The sequence below is a fragment of the Gemmatimonadaceae bacterium genome, assembly GCA_020846935.1.
Taxonomy (GTDB): Bacteria; Gemmatimonadota; Gemmatimonadetes; order Gemmatimonadales; family Gemmatimonadaceae; genus RBC101.
The window spans coordinates 612,844-633,298 of sequence record JADLCY010000001.1; the positions used below are offsets into that span (position 1 = coordinate 612,844).

15 protein-coding genes are annotated in these 20,455 nt (G+C 68.2%); 9 read left to right on the plus strand and 6 right to left on the minus strand.

The window, feature by feature from the left end; genetic code table 11:
- The first annotated feature begins 83 nt into the window (after positions 1 to 83).
- Both IT361_02585 and IT361_02590 read left to right on the plus strand, forming a co-directional pair.
- The gene (locus tag IT361_02585; GenBank protein ID MCC6316552.1) at positions 84 to 2,486 is read left to right on the plus strand and encodes a zinc-dependent metalloprotease; all 2,403 of its coding nucleotides are present in this window, start codon (positions 84 to 86) and stop codon (positions 2,484 to 2,486) included.
- 280 nt (positions 2,487 to 2,766) lie between these two features.
- Complete coding sequence (locus IT361_02590; GenBank protein ID MCC6316553.1) at positions 2,767 to 3,996, plus strand: VOC family protein; 1,230 nt, start codon at positions 2,767 to 2,769, stop codon at positions 3,994 to 3,996.
- 90 nt (positions 3,997 to 4,086) lie between these two features.
- On the opposite strand, the gene IT361_02595 is transcribed toward IT361_02590, so the two are convergent.
- Complete coding sequence (locus tag IT361_02595; protein MCC6316554.1) at positions 4,087 to 4,542, minus strand: hypothetical protein; 456 nt, start codon at positions 4,540 to 4,542, stop codon at positions 4,087 to 4,089.
- Positions 4,543 to 4,661: 119 nt separating this feature from the next.
- Between IT361_02595 and IT361_02600 the strand changes: the two genes are divergently transcribed.
- The gene (locus tag IT361_02600; GenBank protein MCC6316555.1) at positions 4,662 to 5,498 is read left to right on the plus strand and encodes a hypothetical protein; all 837 of its coding nucleotides are present in this window, start codon (positions 4,662 to 4,664) and stop codon (positions 5,496 to 5,498) included.
- A gap of 17 nt (positions 5,499 to 5,515) precedes the next feature.
- Here IT361_02600 and IT361_02605 read toward each other — a convergent pair whose 3' ends face one another.
- On the minus strand, positions 5,516 to 5,839 hold the full coding sequence (locus tag IT361_02605; protein ID MCC6316556.1) for an antibiotic biosynthesis monooxygenase: 324 nt from the start codon (positions 5,837 to 5,839) through the stop codon (positions 5,516 to 5,518).
- A gap of 37 nt (positions 5,840 to 5,876) precedes the next feature.
- Positions 5,877 to 7,259 (minus strand): beta-lactamase family protein, encoded by a 1,383-nt coding sequence (locus IT361_02610; protein ID MCC6316557.1) that lies wholly within the window; start codon positions 7,257 to 7,259, stop codon positions 5,877 to 5,879.
- A 75-nt stretch (positions 7,260 to 7,334) separates the two neighbouring features.
- Here IT361_02610 and IT361_02615 point away from each other — a divergent pair, with 75 nt between their 5' ends.
- From IT361_02615 to IT361_02625, 3 genes are all read left to right on the plus strand, one after another.
- Complete coding sequence (locus tag IT361_02615) at positions 7,335 to 7,886, plus strand: thermonuclease family protein (GenBank protein ID MCC6316558.1); 552 nt, start codon at positions 7,335 to 7,337, stop codon at positions 7,884 to 7,886.
- 61 nt (positions 7,887 to 7,947) lie between these two features.
- A complete protein-coding gene (locus IT361_02620; GenBank protein MCC6316559.1) occupies positions 7,948 to 9,828 on the plus strand; it encodes a sulfatase-like hydrolase/transferase in 1,881 nt (626 codons plus the stop codon).
- An 87-nt stretch (positions 9,829 to 9,915) separates the two neighbouring features.
- Positions 9,916 to 11,379, plus strand: a complete 1,464-nt coding sequence (locus IT361_02625) for a beta-lactamase family protein (GenBank protein MCC6316560.1) — start codon at positions 9,916 to 9,918, stop codon at positions 11,377 to 11,379.
- Positions 11,380 to 11,399: 20 nt separating this feature from the next.
- Here the strand turns inward: IT361_02625 and IT361_02630 are convergent, their stop codons facing one another.
- The 3 genes from IT361_02630 to IT361_02640 form a co-directional block, all read right to left on the minus strand.
- On the minus strand, positions 11,400 to 12,233 hold the full coding sequence (locus IT361_02630; protein ID MCC6316561.1) for a hypothetical protein: 834 nt from the start codon (positions 12,231 to 12,233) through the stop codon (positions 11,400 to 11,402).
- A 61-nt stretch (positions 12,234 to 12,294) separates the two neighbouring features.
- A complete protein-coding gene (locus IT361_02635; GenBank protein ID MCC6316562.1) occupies positions 12,295 to 12,927 on the minus strand; it encodes a response regulator transcription factor in 633 nt (210 codons plus the stop codon).
- Complete coding sequence (locus IT361_02640) at positions 12,924 to 14,186, minus strand: sensor histidine kinase (protein ID MCC6316563.1); 1,263 nt, start codon at positions 14,184 to 14,186, stop codon at positions 12,924 to 12,926. The genes IT361_02635 and IT361_02640 overlap by 4 nt, the downstream gene beginning before the upstream one ends.
- A gap of 170 nt (positions 14,187 to 14,356) precedes the next feature.
- Between IT361_02640 and IT361_02645 the strand changes: the two genes are divergently transcribed.
- The 3 genes from IT361_02645 (at position 14,357) to IT361_02655 (ending at position 20,444) form a co-directional block, all read left to right on the plus strand.
- A complete protein-coding gene (locus IT361_02645) occupies positions 14,357 to 15,598 on the plus strand; it encodes an ABC transporter permease (protein MCC6316564.1) in 1,242 nt (413 codons plus the stop codon).
- Between the two features lie 176 nt (positions 15,599 to 15,774).
- On the plus strand, positions 15,775 to 18,846 hold the full coding sequence (locus IT361_02650) for a SusC/RagA family TonB-linked outer membrane protein (protein ID MCC6316565.1): 3,072 nt from the start codon (positions 15,775 to 15,777) through the stop codon (positions 18,844 to 18,846).
- 11 nt (positions 18,847 to 18,857) lie between these two features.
- Positions 18,858 to 20,444 (plus strand): RagB/SusD family nutrient uptake outer membrane protein, encoded by a 1,587-nt coding sequence (locus tag IT361_02655; GenBank protein MCC6316566.1) that lies wholly within the window; start codon positions 18,858 to 18,860, stop codon positions 20,442 to 20,444.
- The last annotated feature ends 11 nt before the right edge of the window (positions 20,445 to 20,455 follow it).

A 20,455-nucleotide genomic window follows, 5' to 3' on the forward strand; every position in this document is an offset into this window, starting at 1 on the left:
CGACCTGACCTGAGGCTACCTTCCCCGCGCCGCCGAGCGCGACGCGCCGTCCGCGCCGGGGCAGCAACCTCACCCGTCCCGACATGCGAATTCATCTTGCCCTGGCTGCCGTGCTGGTCGCAGCCACGACGCCCAGCCGACCAGCCCTGGCCCAGGGCGCCGAAACGCCGTTCCTGGGCGTTCGCGTCGACCAGGACCGCAACAAGGTGCTCCTCGAGATCGCGCCCGACCGACTCAACCGGGATTTCCTGCACCAGAGCGTGCTGGCCACCGGGGCCGGCGTACCATCCCTCGGTCTCGACCGTGGACAGACCGGCGGCAGCGCCGTCGTCCGCCTGGAGAAGCGCGGCAAACGAGTCGTGCTCGTGCGGGACAACTGGAGCGTTCGAGCGATCGGCGCCGACGCCGCGGCTCAACGTGGTGCGTCCGAGGCCTTTGCCACGTCGGTGGTCGCGTCGTTCCCGATCGAATCCGAGACGAACGGAACGATCGTGGCTGACGCGACGACGCTGTTCCTTTCCGATACGTATGGCATCGCCGAAAGCATCCGGCGCGGCCAGCAGGGTTCCGGGCGCGTGGACGCCAATCGCAGCTGGATCGATCCGGCGCGCACGAAGGCGTTCCCGCGCAACACCGAAATCCACGCGGTGCTGACCTTCGCGGTCGACAACCCCGGCTTCGCGCTTCGGCGCGCGGCGCCAGACGCCTCCGCTCCGACGTTCGAGGTACACCATTCACTCGTGGCGCTCCCCGACTCCGCCGGCTTCAGACCGCGGGTGGCCGATTCGCGGACTGGGCTCTTTGGTGGATCGTTCAGCGACTTCGGACAGGGCTTTGACGGGACGTATCGTGGCGGCAACACCGCGCGCTGGCGCCTCGTGCCGAAGGATCCCGCCGCCTACCAGCGCGGGCAGCTCACCGAGCCGGTGACGCCGATCGTGTATTACCTCGACCCGGCGATCCCTGAGCCATACCGCTCCGCCTTCCGCGAGGGCGGCGGCTGGTGGAACAAGGTGTTCGAGGGTGCGGGATGGCGGAATGCGTTCCAGGTTCGCGACCTGCCGGCCGGCGCCGATCCGATGGACGCGCGCTACAACATGATCTATTGGGTGCACCGCAGCGGCCCGGGCCCCTCGGTCGGCCCGTCGCTCTCCGACCCGCGCACCGGCGAGATCCTGCGCACGGTCGTGCGCATGGACTCGTGGCGCTCGCTCATCGACTACAACATCTATGCAGGCCTCCTCCCGGCCGCCGGTGCGGCCGGACTGGGCGTGAGCGCTGAGCAGTTCGCGATGAGCCGGCGGCGCCAGCATGTCGCCCACGAGATCGGGCACACCCTCGGCATGTCGCACAACTACATCGCGCACGCGCAGGGTCGCACGAGCGTGATGGACTATCCGTTCCCGCTCATCACGGTCGATGCGCAGGGAAAGCTTGACCTCACGAAGGCCTACGCCCCGTTTGCCGGCGCATGGGATTCGCTGGCGATCCGGTACGGGCACACGTGGTATCCCGACGCGGCGAGCGAAAAGGCCGGGCTCGCGAAGATCGTGAAGGAGATCCTCGATCGTGACGTGCGCTTTGTCGCCGACCAGCACGCCGATGCCGCGGGCTCGATCCCCGAAGTCACGCGCTGGGTCGAGGGCAAGACGATGTTCGATGCCGTCGAGCGGACCTCGGCGGTGCGGCGCGTGGCGATCGACAGGTTCAACGAGCAGGCGATCAAGCCAGGCGAGCCGATGTACCTGCTCAACATGCGTTTCGCGCACGTGTACCTGCACCACCGCTACTCGCTCGAAGGCCTGGTGAAGTACGTGGGCGGGATGGACTTCCGCTACGCGATGCGCGGCGACGGGCAGGTACCGACGACGATCCTGCCGGCCGCGTCGCAGCGGCGCGCGTTAGGCATGGCGCTCGACGCCCTCGAGCCCGCGCAGCTGGCCGTGCCGGAGCGCGTCATGGCCCTGATCCCGCCGGTGCCATACGGCGGCGACGACGCCATCGAATGGATCGGGTCGGCGGGCGGCACGTCGTTCGACCAGATCTCGCTCGCCGGTGGGCTCGCCACCGAGGTGATCGAGGGACTCCTGCACCGTGAGCGGGCCGCGCGGGTCGTGCAGTTCAGCGCGCGCGACGCGTCGCTCCCCACACTCGACGAGGTGCTCTCGACCATCGTCGACCGCACCTGGGGCGCCGCGCCCGCCACTGACGGGAATGCGCAGGCGCTGCGACGCACGGTGCAGCGCGTGGTGCTCAACACCCTGCTCGACCGGGCCGGGGATCGCCAGGCGCTGGCCGAGGTCCGACAGGGCGCGGAATGGCAACTGCAGAAGCTGGATCAGCGACTCGAGGCCATGACGGGCGGCTCGGCGGCCGACCAGGCCCTGCGTGCTGCCGCGCGACGGGAAATCGAGGCGTACTTCGACGGCGACGACGATCCGGCCAGGCGCTCACGGTTCACGGTGATCCCGCTGCCCTGGCCCTGAGCCTGAACACACGGTCGCGTCCGGCGCTACGCCGGCCACGAGGAGGGTGCCGACGAGCGTATTGTTGTGGTTGGCCGCGAGGATCGCGGGCCGGGCGACGGGGAGGCGGTCCATGGCCCGGCCGCGAGATGCAGGACCAAGACGGGGGTGGCCGACGACGCATGTCGGCCGCCCCCGTTCTGCATCGAGGCGGTGCCGTCGAATCACGCTGCGTCTGGACAGGCTTCCCTCACGTCTGCCGTTTACAGGGCGGCACCCTCCCTCACAACGACGGTACACGATGCACGGGCAATTCACCTGGTACGAACTCACGACACCTGACGTGGGCGCGGCGACGCGATTCTACCCGACCTTGAGCGGCTGGGGCACTCAGACGTTCGATGGGGACTACATGCTGTTCACAAACCGAGACGTGCCGGTAGCCGGGATCTTTCGGCTGAGCGACGAGATGGCGGGCCACGGCGTGCCACCCAACTGGATGCCATACGTCGAAAGCAGCAACGTCGACGACACCGTGGCACGCGCGGTGTCACTCGGCGCCAGGACCCTTCATGGGCCCGCCGAGATTCCCGGCACGGGACGGTTTGCCGTGGTGCAGGATCCCCAGGGCGCGGTCTTCGGCGTGTACAGGTCCGCTCATGCATCGGGCGCGTGGGACGGCACCGCGGCCGTCGGTCGGTTCTCGTGGCACGAACTCATGACGACTGACCGCCGGGCGGCGTTCGAGTTCTATCGTGACCTCTTTGGATGGGACGCGATCACCGAGAGTGACATGGGGGATGGCTTGATGTACGCCATGTTCGGCAAGGGCTCGGCGATGTACGGCGGCATGTATGACAAGCTTCCGGGCATGGAGCAGTTGCCGTCGTGCTGGCTGGTGTACCTGTGCGTGAAGGACGTTGGCGAAGGTGTTGAGCGAGCGACCGGGGCTGGTGCGACCGTGGTGCGACCGCAGATGGACATCCCCGATGGATCGATCGCGGTCCTCAACGATCCTCAGGGCGCGGCGTTCGCGCTGCACCACCTGAACCCGATTCGCTCCTCCGCGACGCCGCCCGCGCGGGCCGCGAAGAAGGCCACCGGATTGAAGGCGGCCAGCAAGGGGGCAAAGGCGACCCCAAAGGGCAAGGCGCGCGCCGCGACTGGGTCGGGCGCCACGAAGGCGAAGAAGGCAGCGAAGAAGGTCACGGCATCATCGCGTCCAGCGGGTCGCAAGGCCGCGAAGTCGGCGGCAAGGAACCGGCCGAGGAAGGCCGCGAAGCCGTCAGCCCGCAGGGCCGCGAAGCCGACCGCTCGCAAGGGCGCGAAGCCGACCGCTCGCAAGGCCGCGAAGCTGACGGCCCGCAAGGGCACGAAGCTTACGGCCCGCAAGGCCACGAAGCCGGCGTTGCACAGGACGACGAAGCGCCCCGCCCGCCCGACGACCAGGGCCGCCACCCGGAAGTCCGCGCAGCGCGTCGCAGGGCACTCGACGCGGTCGCTGCGACGAGGGCGCGCCCGCAAGCGCTAGGCGGTCGGGATCGTCACCAGGAGCGCGCGGCCGCCCGGAGGCGTCGGCCGCGCAACCATCACCCGGGCGCCGCGGCCCCCGCGACGCCCGTCACGTGCGGTTGGCGTCGAGCTTTGCGACGAGCGAGGGATGGCGGGCGCGGATGAGCGCGACATCGGCCACGTCTTTCGGCTGGCCGCGTGCCGACTTGCAGGCGACGAGGGTCAGCAGGTCGACCACCGGCAGCCCGTGGAGCGTGTCGGCATGCGTGCGCAGCCACTCGCTGGTGCGTTCGAACTCGCCACAGCTCAGGTCGAGACACGCCTCGACGTGGCCGCGACCGAGCGCAGGCTTTCCGTCGGGACGCGCGCCCGGGGCCCAGCCTTCGCGCTCGAGAGACTGGAACAGCTCGCGACTCACGACGAGATCGATGTCGTCGGTTTCCCGCAAGTCGCGCAGGGTCATCGCCGCGCCACCCACGACGACGAAGTGCATGCGCGGGAGCACGAGCTGACGGAGTTCGGTAACGATGTCGGCCCGATTCATCTCGATGGGGGTCGGTGCCACGGTGAACGTGCGTGCGCCGGCCCTGGACGGACGTTGTATCGGTGCGCAGCCGATGTCCATGTGCGCGGTGGTCCCTGGCGCGCTATGATGGTGCACCTTACCTCGGCCAGTCATCGTCGATGAAACCGCTCGTCACGCTCCGCCACGTCGCCCGCATCGCGCTCCTGGCAGTCGGGCTCGGCGCGCTGCCGCGCTACACCGGCGCACAAGCCACGGCCCGTGACACCACGGCACTTCACGTGCTTTTCGTCGGCAACAGCTACACGTACTACAACGACCTGCCCTCCGTCGTCGCCGATCTGTCGCGAGCGTCGCGGGAAGCGCAACGCGTCGCTCCTGAGCAGGTACTGTTCGGCGGCCACACGCTCGAAATGCACCTCGCCCGTGGAGATGCGCTCGCCGCGATCCGGCGTGGCGGGTGGAACGTGGTCGTCCTGCAGGAGCAAAGCACGCGCCCGATCGACGCGCCCTCGGCGACCCTGCGTGACGTGCCAAGGTTGGCAGCCGAGACCAGGGCGGTCGGGGCGAGGCTGGCATTGTACCTCACGTGGGCGCGCGAGGCACGGCCACTGTCGCAGGACACGCTCACCATGACCTACACGTCCGCAGCGACCGCGACCGGCGCACTGATCGTTCCGGTGGGCGAGGCCTGGCGCCGGGCGCGGGCTGACCCGGCGGTAGGCGTGGCGTTGCGCGAGGCACAGCTGTCGCTGTTCGACGCCGACGGCTCGCACCCGAGCCCGGCGGGCACCTACCTCGCCGCGGTCGTGTTCTTCTCGACACTGTTCCGGACCTCGCCGATTGGACTCCCCCCGACCACACGGCGCACCCTGGACGAGCCCAGGCCGGGGCCACCGGCCGGGGCACCCCGCCTTGCCCTGCCCGTGTCACTCGCCCGCGAGCTGCAGCGTGTGGCATGGGAGGTGGTGCAGCCGCGCCTTGCCGCGATCCCCTGACCGGGGGCCGCCAGCGCCTAACGTGTAAAGCCGGCCAGGCGATCGAGACTCGTCACGGCCACGTCGGCCGGGATGCCCTCGAAGCATTCGGACCACACCGCCACCAGAGCCTGCCAGGACGGCGAGGCGAGGTGCGCCTGCAGCGCCGCCTGATCGGCGTAACACTCGTGGAACGCCAGGCGACTCGTGGGTTGGCCGGCGCCGTTGAGCACCCGGTGCGCATAGTACAGCAGCGTGCCGGGCTGGTTGGCCTGCGCGTCGGCGGCCACGGCGTTCACAAGAGCCAGCGCCCGGTCGGCCTGACCCGGCTTGACGCTGAACTCGGCGAGGAGAGTGATCACGGTCGGTGACTCTGAGTGGTGATGGTGAGCAGAGGACCTAGCGGCGGACAGCTTCCAACCTGCGGGCGCCGCCGCCGAGTACGAAGCCGGTGACGCGGGCCCCGGCAACATCGAAGGCCACACGACCGACGCCGGGCGCGATGAACACATCGCCACCCTGGCTCATCAGGCGCACGGCGCGCTCCCCGTCGGACTGGATCATGAGCTGCCCATTCTCTTCGAAGATGCGCACGGGATTCCGGGTGCCATCGGGTCGCGTGAGGTCGTACGAGCCCGCGAACTTCGCTCGGTCGGCGGCCGCGATCGCCAGGTCCTTCGGCGGGCCTGGCGGCGTGGCCGGGGGCAGGCCGAGCGTCGCGCGCGCGAGGGCCATGGCCACCTGATCCGCGGGCGCCGGACTGGTGTTGGCGAGCACCGCGATGATGAGCGAGTCCTGCGGCAGGTGCACGAGCGATGAGATGAATCCGTTGATGCCGCCGCCGTGCGAAACGACGCGGTGCGCGCCAAGCGTATCGACGGTAAGGCCGAACCCGTAGGTCATGGGGCGACCGCTCGTGAGCGGAACCGGCGAGGTCATCGCGCCATACGACGCCGACGACACCACACGGCCCGAGGCGAGGTGGTCAGTCCATCGCACCAGGTCCACGACCGTGGAGCACAGCGAACCCGCGGCGTACGGCAGGTCCATGCTGATGAACGATGTGTTCACAAGCCCCTGCGCTCCGCGATCATGGCCGTGCGCTCGCCGGGGAATGAGTTTGCGCGTGTCGCAGTAGGTGGTCCCGGGCAGGCCGAGGGGCGCAAACATCTGCGCGGCCAGCCAGTCGCTGTAGGACTTGCCGGTCACTTGTTCGATCAGCATGCCGAGCATGTAGTACCCGGTGTTGTTGTAGTAGAAATGTGACACGGGTTCGAACATCAGCGCGTTCGGCGCGATGAGCGCGACGAGGGAATCGTGTGAGAGGTCGGAGCGAATCACGGCGCCGAAGGTGGCGCCGACATCGGTGTAGCTCGGGATGCCCGACGTGTGATTGAGGAGGTGACGCACCGTGATGCGCTTGCCGCGCGTCGGGTACCTGGGGAGAAACTTCGCCATGTCGTCATCAAGGCTTACCTTGCCCTGCTCGACGAGCTGCATCACGGCGGCGGCGGTGAACTGCTTGGTGACTGAACCGATGCGGAAGACCGACTGTGGGGTGGCGGGAACCTGGTTCTCGAGGTCGGCGAGGCCGTACCCCTTCAACAGGAGCGTGTCGCGACCGCGCACCACAGCGACGGCCATGCCGGCCACGCTGCCCGCCGCGACAGGTGCGCCCGCAATGGAATCCAGCCGCTGGACCAGCGCCGCACGGGACGGAGCTTGCGCGGCCAGGGAAGACGCGCCCAGCAGCGTGGCGATCGTGAGCGACCGCAGGACCATGGTTGTCTCCGGTTCAGGTCCACGAATGTTCGCGGTTGACGGCAGCTGGCGGGAGGGCGTAGGCTCCGACTTCTCATGCGGCGACTTCGCGCGTTCGCTTCCCCACTCCTGCTCGCCGCCTCGCTCTCCCTGCCATGGGCGTGCGGCGCAGCCGCGCAGCGCCAGGTGCCCGGACTCGAGTGTCGCGTGTCTCGGGTGGTGGACGGCGATTCGTTCGAGTGTACGCGCGAAGGTGCGGCCCACCGCGTGCGCCTGCTCGGTGTGGACGCCCCGGAGCTGGCGCAACGACCCTACGGCGAGCGCTCGCGCGAGTTCGTGGAGCGCACGATGCCGGTCGGGGCGCTGGTGGGTCTGGAACTCGATGTGCGGGAGCGTGATCGGTATGGTCGTCTGCTCGCCTGGGTGTGGCGCGACGACACGACCATGGTAAACGTTGCCGTGATCCGGGCCGGGCTGGCTGCGGTGTACGTTCTCCCGCCTAACGTGAAGTACGCCGCCGTGCTGCGCGGCGCGGCGGACGATGCGCGGCGTGCTTCCGCCGGCCTCTGGGCGACTCCGTACTTTACCTGCACGGCGACGGACTTCCGCCGTGGTCGCTGCGGTCGACCCGACGCCGGGTCGCGGTGACGAGTGGCGCGCGCGCTCGTCTCGCGATATGGTCGCACGACGTGACTCCTACCTCCCCCTCGTGACAGCATCGGCCCCTTTGCCGGCGACGGCGCGGCTCTCGAACCTGCTCTGGGCGTGCGCGGCCATTGCCTTGACCTCGGGTTTCGCCGAAGCGACGGTGGCTGTGTATCGCAACCGGGTGCGTCACCTGCCCATCGGGCAATACGTGGCCGGCGAGGTGTTCTGGATGACGCCACTCGCCGCGCTCGTTGCCCTGGGGTTGGTCGTGGCGCTGTGGCTCGGCGTGAGCGCGCTCGTGCCCACGCAATGGGGCCTGCGTCGCTGGGCGGTGGCCCTGGCCGCCGGAGTGGCCACGTACGGACTGGTGACCGCGATGTCTCTCGGACTGGGGACCTGGTCCAAGGTGATCTTCGGGGCCGGTGTCGCGGTCGCGGCGCAGCGGCTCTTTGATGGATGGCCCGCCGTCATCGGTCGCATCGCGCGCGCCACGAGTCTCGGGCTTGCCGCGACGGCGCTGCTGACGGCGATCGTCGTGCCGTGGCGCCGACACGCACGCGAGGCGGCAGCGCTGCCAACCGCCCCGGCCCCTGCGGGGTCGCCGAACATCGTCGTGCTCATCTGGGACACGGCGCGCGCGCAGAATATGTCGCTCTACGGCTACGCGCGGCGCACGACGCCGGTGCTCGACAGCCTTGGGGCGCGCGGCCTGGTCTTCGAGCATGCCTTCGCCACGTCGCCGTGGTCGCTCCCTTCGCACGCCAGCATCTTTACCGGCCTCTATCCCGATCGCCTGAGCGTCGGGTCGGGGATCCCGCTGGACACCGTGCCGCCGACGATCGCCGAGTTCTTTTCGGCGCGCGGGTATGCCACGGCGAGCATGACGGCCAACCTGTTCTACGGTTCGCCGGATTATGGCATCGATCGCGGCTTCGCCACGTACGACGCGCGCCCACCGATCCATGCCCCGGTCATCGCGCACACGTGGGAGCTGCTTGGCCGCAACGTGTTCAACGTCGGCGTGATGCTGGGCCGGCACCATACGTTGCTCCGCCGGCGCGCCACCCATGTGAACGCCTCGTTCCTGTCGTGGCTCGACCGGCGCGGCGACCGACCGTTCTTTGCGGTGCTCAACTACTTCGATGCGCACGAGCCGTATGCGGCGCCGGCACCGTTCGACACCGCGTTTGCGCCACGGGGCACGCGCTACTGGGCCGACGAGACCCTGCGTTCGGCCCCGTCCGCGGTGCTGAACCAGCTGCGCGACATGTACGACGGCGGCATTGCCTACGACGACCATTCGTTAGGCGAGCTGGTCGCGGCGCTGCGTGCGCGCGGCCTGGCCGACAACACGGTCCTCGTGGTCACGTCGGACCACGGGGAAGAGTTCGGCGAGCGCGGCCCGACGTTCCTGGGGCACAACCGCAGTCTGTATCGCGTGTCGCTCCAGGTGCCGCTGGTGGTCGTCGACCCGCGGAATCCGGGGCTCATGGGTCGACGCCGCGACATCGTGTCGATCCGGGACATTCCGGCCACCGTGGCCGATCTCGCCTTTCCCGGTGTTGCCCACGGCTTCGAGGGAACCTCGCTCAACCAACTGGCCACGCTGCCCGACTCGGTGACGATGGGCGACAGCACGCGCGCCGCGATCGTGGACAAGCACCGCTGGGCGAGCGAGAAGAACGATTACTGGCCCACGGCGTGGGGGCCGATGTATTCCGTCATCTCCCCGCGGCAGCACTACATCATCGATGCGCGCGGGGGCGAGGCGCTGTATGACCTCGGGACCGACCCCTTCGAGGCGCACAACCTCGCCAGCGCGGACAGCGCGGGCCTGCAATGGCACCGGCGCCGGCTTGACGAGTATGTGGGGCCCGTAGGAGTCCGGGTGCCGCGAAAGGGAGCAAAGCCCCTGCCGCCGCCTTCGGCCGCGGGTCGTTAGGAGCGGAGACGAGCGGTCCGCGTCGGCGTCTTGACGGCCCGGCATTCGGCGGCGAGCCTTGGGCCCGACCCCATCGCGAAGGCCGCCATGTCACCACGTTCCCTGATCTCCCGAGCCCTCCGTGCGCGGCTCGGTGTCGTCCTCGTCGGCGGTATGGTTGCGGCAACGCCGGCCAGCGCCCAGAGCAGCTCGACCATCGCCAGCGACCCCGACGTCCTCGGCGCGGCCCGGCTCTTCTCGGCGTGGCTCGAAGGACAGATCGCATACAAGGGGTTGCCCGGCGTCGCAGTGGGCGTGGTGGCAGACCAGGACCTGGTGTGGTCGAAGGGGTTCGGCTGGGCCGACGTGAAGAACCGGGTGCCGATGACACCGGCCACGAAGTTCCGCATGGCGTCGCACAGCAAGCTCTTCACGGCCACGGCGATCATGCAGCTCCGTGAACAGGGCAAGGTGCGGCTGGACGATCCCGTGTCGAAGCACCTGCCATGGTTCCACGTGAAGCCGGCCGGCGACGACGACGGCCCGATCACCGTGGAGCAGTTGCTCAGTCACAGCTCGGGCCTTCCGCGCGAGGCCGGCGACCACTGGTCGAGCAACAACTTCCCGACCGGAGAGCAGGTCAAGCAGCTGATCGGGGACCGCCAGGCGTCCTTCGCGCCATCGGTGCGCTGGAAGTACTCGAACCTGGCGTACACCATCGCCGGCATGGTGGTGGAGGCGGCCAGCGGTCAGACCTGGGCGGGATACCTTCAGTCCAACGTCTTTGACCCGTTAGGCATGTCCTCGTCGAGTGTGGACCGTGAAGTGCCCGGCCTGACGGTCGGCTACGGGCGACGCATGCCCGACGGCTCGCGCGCGATCATTCCGTTCATCGACGCCCGCGGCATGGGCGCGGCCACCGGGCTCACCTCCAACGTCGAGGACATGGCACGGTTCGTCTCGGCGCAGTTCCGCAAGGGCGCACGTGGTGGGCCACGCATCCTCTCGTCGGGCTCCCTCCGCGAGATGCACCGCGTGCGCTCGCTGGAGAACTCCTGGGCGAACGGCACGGGCATCGGCTTTGGCGTGAACCGCTATCGCGACAAGGTCTACGTCGGCCACGGCGGCGGATATCTCGGCAACACCACCAACACCCTCATCCAGCTCGACAGCCGCGTGGGCGTGATCGTGCTGACCAACACGAATGACTCCGACCCCGGCGGCATTGCGCGCCAGCTCATGAACACCGTGGGCGAGGCCGTGGCAAGACTCACCACGCCGAAGTCAGTCACGGTGGCGTGGGATCCGTCGTGGGCGCGATTTGCCGGGCTCTATCGCGGCGACTGGGGCGACCAGCAGGTCGTCGCGCTCAAGGACAAGCTCGTGCTGATCACGCCTAACGCCGACAACGTGGACACGCCGACGACGTTGGAGCCACTGGGCGAGGGCCGATTCCGCGTGGTGTTCCCGTCGGGCGGTGGTGCGGTCGGCGAGGTGGTGCGGTTCGTGGAGCGCGACGGCCGCGTGGTGCGGATGTACCTGGGCGACGGCTACACCGATCGCGTGCCCTGACACGCCGTTGGGCTGACGCGTTACCTGACGACGAGCTCCTTGAACATCCCGAGCTTCACATGCTCGGGCGCGCCGGTCGTGTCGGCAAACTCACAGAGCATGATGTACCGCTCGCCGCTGGCGAGTCGCACACGGATGTAGAAGGGATTCGGATCGCCGCCAGGCGCCGTGAGGACCGCGCCGTCGTCGCCAAGGGCGTAGTCGATCGGCTTGCCTGCGAGGTAGTCCGTGAGTACCTGGTGTCCCTGCACCGCGGGTGTGAGGCGACCGAACGAGAGCTCGTGGCGCTGCTTGCCGCGATTCTGCAGCGCGAGTCGCACAAGCCCGGCGTCGATCGTGTCGGGGACGTCGAAGGCGTAGTCCGTGGCCCCGACCTGGACCACGCGCGCCGAGTCCGGCGGCGCGGCTCCGGCGACGCCGTTGCGCACGTGCAGTGGCTTGAACATGCCTAACGTGTAGTGCTCGGGCCGCCCGGCGCTGTCACTGAACTGACACCACAGCGCGTACGTTCTCCCTGGCTCGAGATCCACCGTGATCTCGTGGTCGCCAAGCTCACCGGGCGGCGCAAACAGCACGGCACTTCCGCCATCAAGAAAGGGCTGCGTGCTGCGCCCGGCCTCGCGCGCCCGCAGCAGATCCTGCACCGATGATCCGGGACGTAGTCGGAGAATGATCATCTCGTGCAGCACCTTCCCGGTGTTGCGCAACCGGAACACGGTTCGCCCGGCATTCACGCTGTCCGGCGTGACGAACGCGTATTCGGTGCCAACGACCTCGATCACCTGCTCCGGTGCGACGGCCGTCACCTCGCGCTTCTGCGCACACGCGAGCGCCACCAGGGCGCACCACGTCATCCTCCCCATTTGATGCCTGCGTTGCTCGCCATGGAAGGGAGTGTGCACCCTCGAGTGGCAGTCAGCCACCCACCAGCCCGCGCTCAAGGGCCACCCTGGCTGCTGCCGTTCGGTTGTCGACGCCGAGCTTCTCGAAGACATGGACGAGGTGCGCCTTCACCGTGGTCTCGGTGATGCCGAGCGCGGCGGCCACCTCCTTGTTCGACGCGCCGCGCGCGACGTGCGCGAGGATCGCGGCCTCCCGCTTGGTCAGGGCGCTCCGGGGTCGGGCGGTCCAGCTGGATACCAGGCGGTCGGCGACGCCCGGCGCGAGATACCGCTCGCCGCGTGCCACGGCCCGAAGCGCACGGAACAGTTCCTCGTGCGGCACGTCCTTCAGCAAGTAGCCCACCGCACCAGCCTCGATGGCACGCAGCACGTCGCCGTCGGTGGCGTATGTGGTAAGCACCACCACCCGGATCGCGGGCGCACGCCGGCCGATCTCTTCGATCGCCGAAACGCCGCCGCGCACCGGCATGCGCAGATCCATCAGCACCAGGTCGGGGGCAAGCGAGACAGCCGCCTGCACCGCCTGCTCGCCATCCGCGCATTCCCCGACCACGGAAAAGTCAGGCTGCGTCCCGAGCACGCTCGCGATGCCGCTGCGCACCACCGGGTGGTCGTCGGCCACGAGGACGCGGATCGGCGTCGTCATGTGGGTTCCACCCGCGGGCTCTCACCAACGACGGACAGCGGCAGCGCCAGGGTCACGCTGACCCCGTCCCCCGGCGCGCTGTCGACGAGCACGTAGCCGCCAAGCCGGCGCGCGCGATCGCGCATCCCGCGCAGCCCGAGGTGCTCGCCATCACCGTCGTCGGATGGCACAAACCCCCGGCCGTCGTCTTCGATGGCCAGCATCACCAGCTCGTCGACGCAGCTCAACGCCACGCGAACCGCTGCGGCACGGGCGTGACGCGCCACGTTGCTCAACGCCTCCTGCGTAACGCGCAGCAGCGTGACCTCGGCGTCGCCCTGCAGCGCCGGCATCTCGTCGGCGGTGAACGTCGTTGCGACGCCGTGCGCCGAACCCCACTGCGCCACCACGCGCTCGAGGGCCTCGACGATCGGCGCATTGGCGAGTTCCGTCGGCCGCAGCGAAAGCACGAGCCGACGGATTTCCGTCAGGCTCGCGCGCGACACCTCCTGCGCGTGTCCCAGGTGCGTCAGAATGCGCGTCCGGTGCGCGTCATCGAGGGCGGCACCGTCGGGCAGCGCGAGCTGCACGGCCTCGAGCTGCCGCACGACCGACGCAAAGCCCTGGGCCAGCGTGTCGTGCAGGTCGCGGGACAGGCGTTGACGCTCCGCCAGCACGCCCGCTTCGCGCGCACGCGCCGCGAGATCGCGATGCGCGGCCTCCAGTTGCTGCAGCAGGTCGCGCCGAAGCGCGGCCTCGCGGTTGGCGCGATGGATGTAGAGCATGATCGCGCCGGGAAGCAGGGTCGCGGTCAGCGACGTTGCCACCCGCGTAAGCATGGCCGGCAGCCCCTGATCCCGCGCCGCACGCACGGTCAGGGCCACGAGGCCGCTGCCGAGGAGCGTCAGCGTCACCGCCGCCCAGGCAAACGGCAGAAAGAGAAAGCCCTGAAGCACGGCCCCGGGGATCATGATGCTGTAAAGACCGTGCAGCCGGAGCCCGAACAGCAGCGTGCTCCAGCAGAGCCCGCAATAGACGATCACGCGCCACCGACGCTGCAGGATCGCGCGGTACCGCGCGTACCCCAGGGCGTGCAGGGCCGCGACCACCGCGGCAAAGGCCGCGATCGCGCCCGGTGTGGTACCGCGCGCACCGACGCCGTTGCCGTCGAGCGCCACGAGCGTGGCGATGCTCAACGCCACGCCCTGCGCGCCCACCCACGCCCTCAGCCACGCCTGGGCGTTGTGGGCGAAAAGCGGTTCGAGCGCGGCAGGAGGCACTGGCGACGGCAAGGAGATGGCGGACGACGAGAGGCTCGGGATGACGGAGCACCACAGGCCACGGAAGCTACGGCCTGCCGGATCGACGACGGCATCCTTCGAAAGTTGGAGGTCGGCAGCAACCAACGTCCAATGCCGCGACAGACTCCCAGGCGCCTAAGGTTGGCCCCATGGCATCTCCCTCCGTCGCTTCGATCACCGAAGGGCTCCTCGGCCTCTTCGTCAACCCGCTCCGGACCTCGCTCTCGACGATCGGTGTCGTCATCGGCGTCGCTTCGGTCATCGCCACCCTCACACTCGCCGATGGGCTGGAGGAATACGCGCGCGAACAGCTCGCCGCTCGGACCGATGTCCAGTCCGTGACGGTGGCGTCGCGGACAACGGAGAACCGAGACGGCTTTGATTTTCCGCTCGGTGGCTACGTCGTCTTTGACACCCACGACGCAGCTGAACTGGGAGAAACCATGATGGAACGCGCCGAGGTGACCATGGTGGCGACCGCGCGCGCGATCGTGAGTGGCGCCTTTACCGCGCCACGCGCGGCGGAGGTGACCGCGACGCTGGCGAACTTTCTGGACTTCGGCCGACGGAGCCTTCAGGCCGGACGCTACTTCACCGATGGCGAAGCGGCGCGCGGCGCGTCGGTCGTCGTACTCTCGCACAAGCTGGCCAGCGAACTGTCCCCAACGGGCGACCCGACGCTGATGCTGGGACGCACGATTCGCGTACACCGGCGCCCGCTCGTGGCCGTGGGGATCATGCCGCCGTTTACCGGAGAGCAGCGGTATGAGGTCTACATCCCCGTGCGCAGCGCCGTGTCCATGTTCGGCGGCGGGCGCGCGCTCAAGCCTTCGCTCGTCGTGCGCGCCTCGCGCTTCGAGGCGGTGAACTCGGTGAAGGCCGAGATCGAGGAGTGGCTCGCCACGCGCTACCGCAACTGGCGCCAGCGCGTGCGCGTGACGACGCAGCTCGCGCGGATTGCCGAAGTGCAGACGGCAATGCTCGTCTTCAAGCTGGTCATGGGCAGCCTGGCCGGTATCGCGCTGTTCGTTGGCGGCGTCGGCATCATGAACGTGTTGCTGGCCAGCGTGACCGAGCGCACGCGCGAGATCGGGGTACGCAAGGCGCTGGGCGCGCGCCACCGCGACGTGCTGCTGCAGTTCCTCGCCGAATCCGTGGCGATCGCCGCGCTCGGAAGTGCATGCGGCACGCTGCTTGGCCTCGGAGCGGCGTATTCGCTGTCGGCGGTCGTGCGCGCGATGGTCCCGCTCGCGCCGCTGCGCGCCACCGTGACCGTCCCGACGTTGCTGACTGCAGTGGTTGCCGCCGTCGTGGTCGGGGTGGCCTTCGGCACGTTTCCGGCACTGCGTGCCGCGCGGCTCTCTCCGATCGACGCGATCCGGCACGAGTAGTGGTGCGTGGGTTCCACCGGGGATCCCTGACAGGCTGACCGTCCCCTTGTGATCTGGTGTCCCGTGATCGCCGTGCGTAGTATTGCCCTGCGAGCTCGGTGCTTGGTCATCCAGTCATTTCGCCCGACGGCAGCGCGGAGTCGCGCGCCACCACCTTCCCCGCTCGGAAGCATCCCATGAAACGACGTCTCGTCGGCTCCCTCCTGGGCACGTTCCTCTTCGCCGCCACGGCGTTCGCCCAACAGCGCACGGTCACCGGTCGGGTGACCGACGCGCAAGCGGGCGGCCTGCCGGGAGTCCAGGTCATCATCAAGGGAACGAATCGCGGCACCCTGACCAACACCGACGGCAGCTACTCCGTGCGCGCCGATGTGGGCCAGGTGCTTGTGTATCGCTTCCTTGGCTATTCGCCTGCGGAGCGTACCATCGCAGCCGACGGCGCGATCGACGTGCAACTGGCCAAAGTCACGACGCAGCTCGACGCGGTCGTGATTTCCGCGCTTGGGCAATCGACCATGCAACGCGCGCTCGGCACCTCGCAGCAGATGGTGGCTGGCGCCGACATCGCGGGCACGCGGCGAGAGAACTTCATCAACGCATTGCAGGGTCGAGTGGCCGGCGTCGAGGTCACGAGCAGTTCCGGCGTGCCCGGCGCGTCATCGTCGATCACGATCCGCGGCGTCAGCTCGATTTCGAGCAGCAACCAGCCGCTGATGATCGTCGACGGCCTGCCAATCGACAACAAGACGCTCAACACCGGCGTGCTCGCCTCCGATGCACCGGGCTCGCTGACCGCGTTCAGCAACCGCGGCGTGGACTTCACCAATCGTGCGGCGGACATCAACCCGGAAGACATCGAGACGCTGGTGGTGCTCAAGGGCCCCGAGGCGTCGGCGCTCTACGGCATCGACGCGGCCAACGGTGCCATCGTGATCACGACCAAGCGCGGCCGCGCCGGCAGCAGCGGGTTCGAATACAGCACGAGCTTCCGCATGGAGAAGACACGCGCCGAGCCCGAGCTGCAGCGCGTGTACGGACCTACCGGCATCACCGGTGAGCTGCTCAACTCCTTCTCGTACTTCGGAGCGCCCTACGCCGCCGGCACGAAGTTCTACGACAACGTCGACGGCTTCTTCCGCACCGGGCTCTCGCAGCAGCACAACCTGTCGTTCAACGGCGCCACCGGCGACAACCGCATCAACTACCGGCTCGCCCTGGCCGGCAACCGCCAGGAAGGTGTGGTGCGCAACTCCGACTATCGCCGCGTGAACCTGACCGGCGCATCGCAGGCGCAAGTAAACCGCTGGCTGCGCGCCGACCTCTCCATGGCCTACGCCGTGGCTGACAACGACCAGCCGTACAAGGGCAACTTTGGCCCCTTGATGGGCCTTCTCCTCTGGCCGCAGAACGACGATGCCCGCGACTGGCTCACGCCCGCCGGCGGTCGGCGGCGCATCACGTCGCTCGCCGAGGCGGGCGAAATCGACAACCCCTACTTCAACCTCGAGAAGAACCGCGTCAACTCGCGCAACGGGCGCATCGTGACCAACCTCGGTCTGCAGGTGACGCCGTTCACCTGGGGGAGCCTGCGCACCAACATCGGCCTCGACGGCTACACCAACGAGAACCAGATCCTCCGCCATCCGGAGAGCGCGCTCGGCTTCACCTACAACGGTGTCATCGACGAGGCCAACGACGTCGTTCGCAACCTCAATGCGCAGACGGTGCTCAACATCACCGAGCGCACGCTGGGTGGCGGGTTCAGCATCAGCGGGCTCCTCGGCAACCAGGTCTCGGACTTCAAGTCGGTGACCTCGGCGCTCAAGGGCCAGGACTTCCTCGATCCGAACTTTGTATCGGTCAACAACACCAACCTGCGCACCAACCGCACGACCACCTCGCAGCGCCGGCTGGTGAGCCTCTTTGGCAGCGCCACGCTGAGCTACCGGGACTACCTCTACCTCACCGGCACTGCGCGCAACGACTGGACCTCGACGATCCCCACGGACCGCAACTCGTTCGTGTACCCGTCGATCTCCGGCAGCTTCATCTTCTCGGATGCGTTTCCCTCGATCGGGAAGTTCATGAGTGGCAAACTGCGCGCTGCGTACGCCGAGGTGGGCAAGGACGCGCGTCCGTACGCTTATCGACCGTCGCTCGAGTTCAAGACCACGTCGTACGGCGGTTACGGGTACGGCTTCACCGGGCCGAATCTGGCGCTCAAGCCCGAGTTCGCGCGCTCCTACGAGTTTGGCACCGAGCTCACGTTCCTGGACGAGCGCCTTGGCGTCGACGTGACCTGGTACCGCAAGCAGACCAAGGACCAGATCGTCAACGACATCCGCGGCAGCTACGCGACCGGCTTCATCCTGTTCAACCTGAACGGTGCGGTGACGCGCAACGAGGGCACCGAGGTCACGCTGCACGCGGTGCCGGTCGCGACGTCGGCCATCAACTGGGACGTGCAGGCGAACTTCGAGCGAGCGAAGGGTCGCGTGCTGGCCCTGCCCAACGCCTTGCCGGAGTCCTACGTGTCGGACACCTGGCTCTTCGGCAACGTGCGCAACGGCACGTCGCCGGGTATGTCCACACGCTCGCTCACCGGCCTCTTCTACCAGCGCAACAAGAACGGGGAGCTGCTGATCGACCCGACCACCGGCCTGCCGCTCCGCTCGGCGAGCTTCATCGACGCGGGCTACGATCGACAGCCGCAGTGGCTCCTCGGTGTCACCAACACGGTCACGTGGCGCAACATGCAGCTCAGCTTCCTGCTGGACTTCCGGCGGGGCGGCGACGTGTTCAACGCCACCGAGCAATACCTCACGGCGCGCGGCCTCAGCATGCGGACACTCGATCGTGAGCAACCCCGGGTGATCAAGGGCGTGCTGCGGGACGGCAAGGAGAACAGCGCGACACCGACGCCCAACAACATCGTGGTGATTCCGGCGACGCAGCTGGGGTATTACACCGGCATCAGCGAGGAACTGTTCATCGAGCAGGACATCAACTGGATGCGGCTGCGCGACGTCACGCTCTCCTATGCGCTGCCCAAGGGCTTTGCGAAGATGCGCGACGCGCGCGTGTTCATCACGGGCACGGACCTCTTCCTCATCACCAACTATTCCGGCCTCGACCCCATCGTGAACGGCAATACCGCCGCCGTTGGCGGCTCGGGCGCCTCCGGCATCGACTACGGCAACTTCCCCATGCCGCGCGGATTCAACTTCGGCTTCAAGGTGGGGTTCTGACCATGACGCCCATGCGATTTCTGTCGACCCGCGCCCGCGTCGTGCGCGTGGCCGCGCTCGCCGCTGCGCTGACGACCAGCGGCTGCACGGACTTCCTCGACGTCAACACCAACCCCAACGCTCCGCAGGTGGTCTCGGCAAACCTGTACCTCGCGCCGATGCTCCACTGGATGGTGACCGCGCCCCAGTATGATGGCCGGTTCGTCGGACGGTACACGCAACAGTGGACCCTGCCCGGGACGGTGGTCAGCACCTGGGATCGCATGGGGTACGACCCGAGCAGCGACAACGGCGCGCAGCAGTGGCGCGATGTGTACTGGACGCTCGGCCAGAACCTCGTCGACATGATGGGCAAGGCCGAAGCGGAGCAGCGCTGGGATCTCCTGGGCGTCGGCAAGATCCTCAAGGCCTGGGGTTGGCAGGTCACCACCGACCTTCACGGCGAGATCATCGTCAAGGAAGCCATCGATCAGTCGAAGTTCAGCTTCAACTATGACACGCAGGAGTACGCCTATCAGGAGATCCAGAAGCTCCTGAACGAGGCCATCACGCTGCTCGCCCGCACCGACGGCGCGGTGGACCAGACCTACCTCGCGCGTACCGACCGGCTGTACGGCGGCGACCGCGCCAGGTGGACCAAGCTGGCCTGGGCCATGATGGCCGTGAACCTGAATCACTACACCAACAAGGGCACCTACAAGCCGGCCGACGTGATCGCGGCGGTGGACAAGTCGTTCGCGAGCAACGCCGACGAGCTGTTGCTGCCCTACCCCGCCACGCAAAACGACGACATCAACTTCTGGGGCCGCACGCGCGGCAACATCACCAACTACCGACAGACCCGGTTTGTGCTCGGCCTGCTCAACGGGACTGTGTTTGGTGGTGTGGTCGACCCGCGTCTTTCGCGGATGCTGTCGCCATCGCCTGACGGACAGTATCGCGGCCTGGATCCCAATGTCACGAGTTTTGGCGCACTCACCACGGCGCAGCGGCCAAACAACTTCCACGGATACGCTGACGCCGGCGGCACCCAGCAGCCCGGTCGGTACATCTTCGACGACAAGGCCAAGCTGCCCGTGATCACCTACGCGGAGCTGCAGTTCATCAAGGCTGAAGCGGCGTACCGGATGGGCAACAAGGGCCTGGCGTTGAGCGCCTACACCGCGGGTGTCGGCGCGCACCTCGACTGGGTGAACGCCCGCAACTCCGACAACGGTCAGTCGCCGACGCAGATCACGAGCGCCGAGCGCAACGCGTTCCTCGCGAGCCCGGCCATCGTGCCGACCAGCGCCGCCGCGCTCACGCTGACGCAGATCATGTCCCAGAAGTACATCGCGCTCTGGGGCTGGGGGCATAACGAGATCTGGATGGACATGCGCCGGTATCACTACACCGACGTCGACCCGGCGAGCGGCCAGCAGGTGTACCCCGGTTTTGCCCTGCCCACGTCGTTGTACCCCGACAACGGCGGCAAGGCGGTGGAGCGCATCCGCCCGCGCTTCAACTCGGAGTACGTCTGGAACCGGGCCGCGCTCGAGACCATCGGCGGACTCGCCCCCGATTATCACACCAAGCCGATGTGGATCATCACCCCGTAATGGCCCCGACC